Origin of the sequence: Streptomyces sp. 13-12-16 (genome assembly GCF_002114215.1) — a bacterium.
Classification (GTDB): Bacteria; Actinomycetota; Actinomycetes; order Streptomycetales; family Streptomycetaceae; genus Streptomyces.
In genome coordinates this window covers 6421-10700 of sequence record NZ_NCTE01000881.1, presented here as the reverse complement: position 1 = coordinate 10700, position 4280 = coordinate 6421, and the positions used below count along the sequence as shown (strand labels likewise).

3 protein-coding genes and 1 pseudogene are annotated in these 4280 nt (G+C 71.1%); 1 reads left to right on the top strand and 3 read right to left on the bottom strand.

Going from position 1 to position 4280, the window contains the following annotated elements; translation table 11 throughout:
• Positions 1 to 134 precede the first annotated feature (134 nt).
• The 3 genes from B7767_RS31185 to B7767_RS31175 form a co-directional block, all read right to left on the bottom strand.
• Positions 135 to 1964 carry a glycosyl hydrolase family 18 protein gene (locus B7767_RS31185; protein ID WP_085575068.1) on the bottom strand — a complete coding sequence of 610 codons (1830 nt, stop codon included), beginning with the start codon at positions 1962 to 1964 and terminating at the stop codon, positions 135 to 137.
• 137 nt (positions 1965 to 2101) lie between these two features.
• On the bottom strand, positions 2102 to 2743 hold the full coding sequence (locus B7767_RS31180; protein ID WP_085575067.1) for a response regulator transcription factor: 642 nt from the start codon (positions 2741 to 2743) through the stop codon (positions 2102 to 2104).
• Complete coding sequence (locus tag B7767_RS31175; RefSeq protein ID WP_085575066.1) at positions 2740 to 3933, bottom strand: sensor histidine kinase; 1194 nt, start codon at positions 3931 to 3933, stop codon at positions 2740 to 2742. Before B7767_RS31175 ends, B7767_RS31180 begins: the two co-directional genes overlap by 4 nt.
• 152 nt (positions 3934 to 4085) lie before the next feature.
• Between B7767_RS31175 and B7767_RS31170 the strand changes: the two are divergent.
• A pseudogene (locus tag B7767_RS31170) lies at positions 4086 to 4280 on the top strand (hypothetical protein); the annotation flags it as partial.

Below are 4280 nucleotides of genomic sequence, written 5' to 3'. Positions count from 1 at the left end.
CTGGCTCGAGGCGGCCCCGCCCGGGCAGAGGGTGAACGTCGCGTAGAGCGGCGTTCGGGGCTCCGCCGGGTGGGGCGCCCCCGGCAGCGGAGCTGCCGGGAGGGAGCGGACGTGGCGTCAGTGGTGCTCGAGGGTTACTTCAGGCCGTTGTTGATGGCGCTGACCAGCTCGCCGTTGGCGGTGTCGCCGCTGAACTCCCAGAAGAAGGCGCCGCCCAGGCCCTGGTTCTTGGCCCAGGCCATCTTCGTGTTGATGGTGGCCGGGGTGTCGTAGGACCACCAGTTGGTGCCGCAGTGGGCGTACGCCGTGCCCGCGAAGGTGCCGGTGGCCGGACACGTGTTCTTGAGGATCTTGTAGTCCTCGATGCCCGCCTCGTAGGTGCCGGCCGCCGGGCCGGTGGCGGTGCCGCCGGGGGCGGACTGGGTGACGCCGGTCCAGCCGCGGCCGTAGAAGCCGATGCCGAGCAGCAGCTTGCTCGCCGGGACGCCCTTCGCCTTGAGCTTGGCGATCGCGGCGGCCGAGTTGAAGCCCTCCTTCGGGATGCCGGCGAACGAGGTCAGCGGCGAGTGGGGGTTGGTCGGGCCGGCCTTGTCCCAGGCGCCGAAGTAGTCGTACGTCATCACGTTGTACCAGTCGAGGTACTGGGCGGCGCCGCCGTAGTCGGCAGCGTCGATCTTGCCGCCCTCCGAGCCGTCCGCGGTGATGGCGGCAGTGATCAGGTAGTCCTTGCCGAACTCGGCGCGCAGTGCCTGCGAGAGGTTCTTGAACGCCGCCGGGCCGCTGGTGTCACAGGTGAGACCGCAGGCGTTCGGGTACTCCCAGTCGATGTCGATGCCGTCGAAGACGTCGGCCCAGCGCGGGTCCTCCACGACCTGCTTGCAGGACTTGGCGAACGCGGCCGCGTTGGCCGCCGCCTGGCCGAAGCCGCCGGAGTAGGTCCAGCCGCCGAAGGAGTACAGCACCTTGATGTGCGGGTACTTCGCCTTCAGCTGGCGCAGCTGGTTGAAGTTGCCGCGCAGCGGCTGGTCCCAGGTGTCGGCCTGGCCGCTGACCGACTGGTCGGCGGTGTAGGCCTTGTCGTAGGCGGCGTAGGTGTCGTCGACGGTGCACTGACCGTTCTTGACGTTGCCGAACGCGTAGTTGATGTGGGTGATCTTGGACGCGGAGCCCGAGGTCACCAGGTTCTTGACGTGGTAGTTGCGGCCGTAGACGCCCCACTCGGTGAAGTAGCCGAGGTTGACCTTCTCGCCCGGGTCGGGCTGGCCGCCGTCGTCGCCGCCGGTGGTGCGGACCTTCACCGCGCCGCTCACCGGACCGGTCTGGTCGGCGGTGTCACGGGCCTGCACGGTGTACGAGTAGTCCGTGCCCTTGGTGAGGCCGGTGTTCGTGTACGAGGTGCCCGTCACGGTGGCGACCTTGGCGCCGTCGCGCAGGACGTCGTAGTTCTTGACGCCCTTGTCGTCGGTCGCCGCCGACCAGGACAGCTTCACCGAGGTGTCGGTGATGTCCGAGGCGGTCGGGGTGCCGGGGGCGGAGGGGGCCGCGTCGCCGGGGACCTCCGGGCCGCCGTCACAGCTGCCGCCGTTGAGCTTGCAGCCGGAAGGAGAGCCGGAACCGCTGCCGTTGAAGCCGAAGGAGACCGACGCCCCGGGGGCGAGGGTGCCGTTCCAGCCGAGGTTCTTGGCGGTCCAGTGGTCACCGGAGTTGGTGACCGTGGCGTCCCAGGCGGAGGTGACCTTGGTGCCGGAGGGGAAGTCCCACTCGATGGTCCAGGAGCTGAGGTTCGTGGTGCCGGTGTTCTTCACCGTCCACTTGCCCTCGAAGCCGGAGCCCCAGTCCTGGGTCTTGGCGTAGGTGGCGGTCGCCGAGGTCGCCGCCTGGGCGGGACTTGCGAGGGCGACGAGGCCGGAGAGGGGGAGCAGCAGGGTCGCGAACCCTGCGGCGGCTCTGTGTCTGAAGCGCATGCTGCGCCTCCTTATGGGGAGAAGCCGTCGTGGGCGTGACTGAGCCATCACGCCCGCAGTGCCGCGAGAATAGAAAGGTCTGGACCACAGGTCAATAGGTCTGGACCACTTGTCCTCGCGGCCCCCCTGTGCTTCCGCTAGAGCCCCAACTCTTGCGCCAGCACCGCCGCTTGCACCCGGCTGCGCAGCTCCAGCTTGCCCAGCAGACGGCTGACGTGCGTCTTCACCGTCGCCTCCGCCATGTCGAGGCGGACCGCGATGTCGGCGTTGGACAACCCCTCGCCCAGACAGGACAGCACCTCGCGCTCGCGCCGGGTGAGGGCGTCCAGCACCGCCGGATCGGCGGTGGCCCGGGGGGCGGGCTTCGCGGCGAACTCCGCGATCAGCCGCCGGGTGACGGCCGGGGCGACGACGCCCTCCCCGCGCGCCACCGTGCGCACCGACGCGATGAGGTCCTTCGCGTCCGTGTTCTTCAGCAGGAACCCGGCCGCCCCCGCCCGCAGCGCCCCGAACACGTACTCGTCGAGGTCGAAGGTGGTCAGCACCAGCACGTCGGCGAGCCCCTCCCCGACCACCTGCCGGGTCGCCGACACCCCGTCCAGGCGCGGCATCTGTATGTCCATCAGCACCAGGTCGGGGCGGAGTTCACGGGCGAGGGCCACCGCCTGCTCGCCGTCGCCCGCCTCGCCGACCACCTCGATGTCGGGCGCGCTGCGCAGGATGAGGACCAGTCCGGCACGGACGGCGGACTGGTCCTCGGCGACCAGGACCCGGATCATTCCGTCTCTCCTTGGGCGATGTCGGTGACGGGAAGGGAAGCGCGTACGACCCACAGCTTGCCGTCCGGGCCGCTCTCCGGCGCCGCCTCGAACGTGCCGTCCAGCAGGGCCGCCCGCTCCCGCATGCCGACGAGCCCGGCCCCGGACCCCGGCGCGCGCGGGGTGTCCCGGCCGCCGTACGGGCTGGCCACCCGGATGTCGAGGCCGCCGTCGAGGCGGCGCAGCAGCACGGTGACCTTCCCCGGCGCGGCGTGCTTCAGCGCGTTCGTCAGCGACTCCTGCACGATCCTGTACGCGGCGAGCTCGACCGGTGCGGGAACGGAGTCGTAGGTGGCGTCGAGGGTGACGTCCAGGCCGTTGGCGCGGGCGCCCTCCACCAGGGCGCCGAGGCCGTCGAGGGTGGGGGTCGCGGCCGGTTCCCGGTCGTCGGCCCCGTCGCGCAGGATGCCGATGAGCCGTCGCATCTCGGACAGTCCCTGGACGCTGTTCTCCCGGATCACGGCGAGCGCGTCGCGGGAGGTCTTCTCGTCGCCCAGGGAGAGCGCGGCCGTGGAGTGGATGGCGATCGCGGAGAGGTGGTTGGCGACCATGTCGTGCAACTCCCGTGCCATCCGGGCGCGCTCCGCGGTCACCGCCTGGACGCGGTCCATCTCCGCCAGCAGCGCGGTCTGTTCGGCCCGCAGCCGGGCCGCCTCGGCGGCGTCGCGGTGGTTGCGCACGATGAGGCCGGTCGACGCGGGCGTGAACGCCACACCGCCGACGACGAGGCCGATCAGCAGCGCCTCCGGCACCCGCCACACGGCGTACGGCACCAGCGTCGCGGCGATCGTGAGCATGCCGGTGATCCACGGCAGGCGGCGGGCCGTGGCGGGCGTCCCGTACAGGACGGCGGCGTACATCAGGTCGGTGTACATCACGATCGTGGCGATGCTGCCCCGGGTCATCGTGTCCGCGGCCAGCGCCAGCGTGCCGGTCAGCAGCGCGGTGCGCGGAGCGGTGCGGCGCAGCAGCTCGCAGCCGGCCATCACGGCGAGCGGCACGAGGAGCGGCCAGCGGCCGTCGAAGAGCACGATCGGATCGTCGGCGCCGCGCACGCCCAGTCCGAGCCCCCACAGCAGCAGTCCGCCGGCGAGTCCGGCGAGCGCGGTCCACACGTCGAAGCGGTGGGGGCGGGGCGGTCGTACGGCCATGGCACCATCCAACACGGTGCGCGCACCCGGCGCCTGATCCCCGCGGACGGTCCTGGACTGCATCCTTCGATGTACCGCGGGTTCATCGGTGGCGACGACGAAACGGACCGGTCCGCACGGGAGCCTGAAAGGGTGACCGAAGGGAGCGAACCGTGATCGTCGCCTTGATCGCCGCCTGTGAGATCGGCTTCTGGGTGCTGCTGGCCGCCGGACTGGCCTGCCGCTACCTGCTGAGGATGCCCCGCACCGGTCTGGCGCTGCTGCTGTGCGAGCCGCTGCTGGAGGTCGTCCTGCTGGTCGCCACCGCGCTGGACCTGAAGAACGGGGCCGAGCCGAACTGGACGCAC

Coding starts and splice junctions, on each gene's coding strand:
- B7767_RS31185 (WP_085575068.1), bottom strand. CDS start 1,964: ATGCGCTTCAGACACAGAGCCGCCGCAGGGTTCGCGACCCTGCTGCTC.
- B7767_RS31180 (WP_085575067.1), bottom strand. CDS start 2,743: ATGATCCGGGTCCTGGTCGCCGAGGACCAGTCCGCCGTCCGTGCCGGA.
- B7767_RS31175 (WP_085575066.1), bottom strand. CDS start 3,933: ATGGCCGTACGACCGCCCCGCCCCCACCGCTTCGACGTGTGGACCGCG.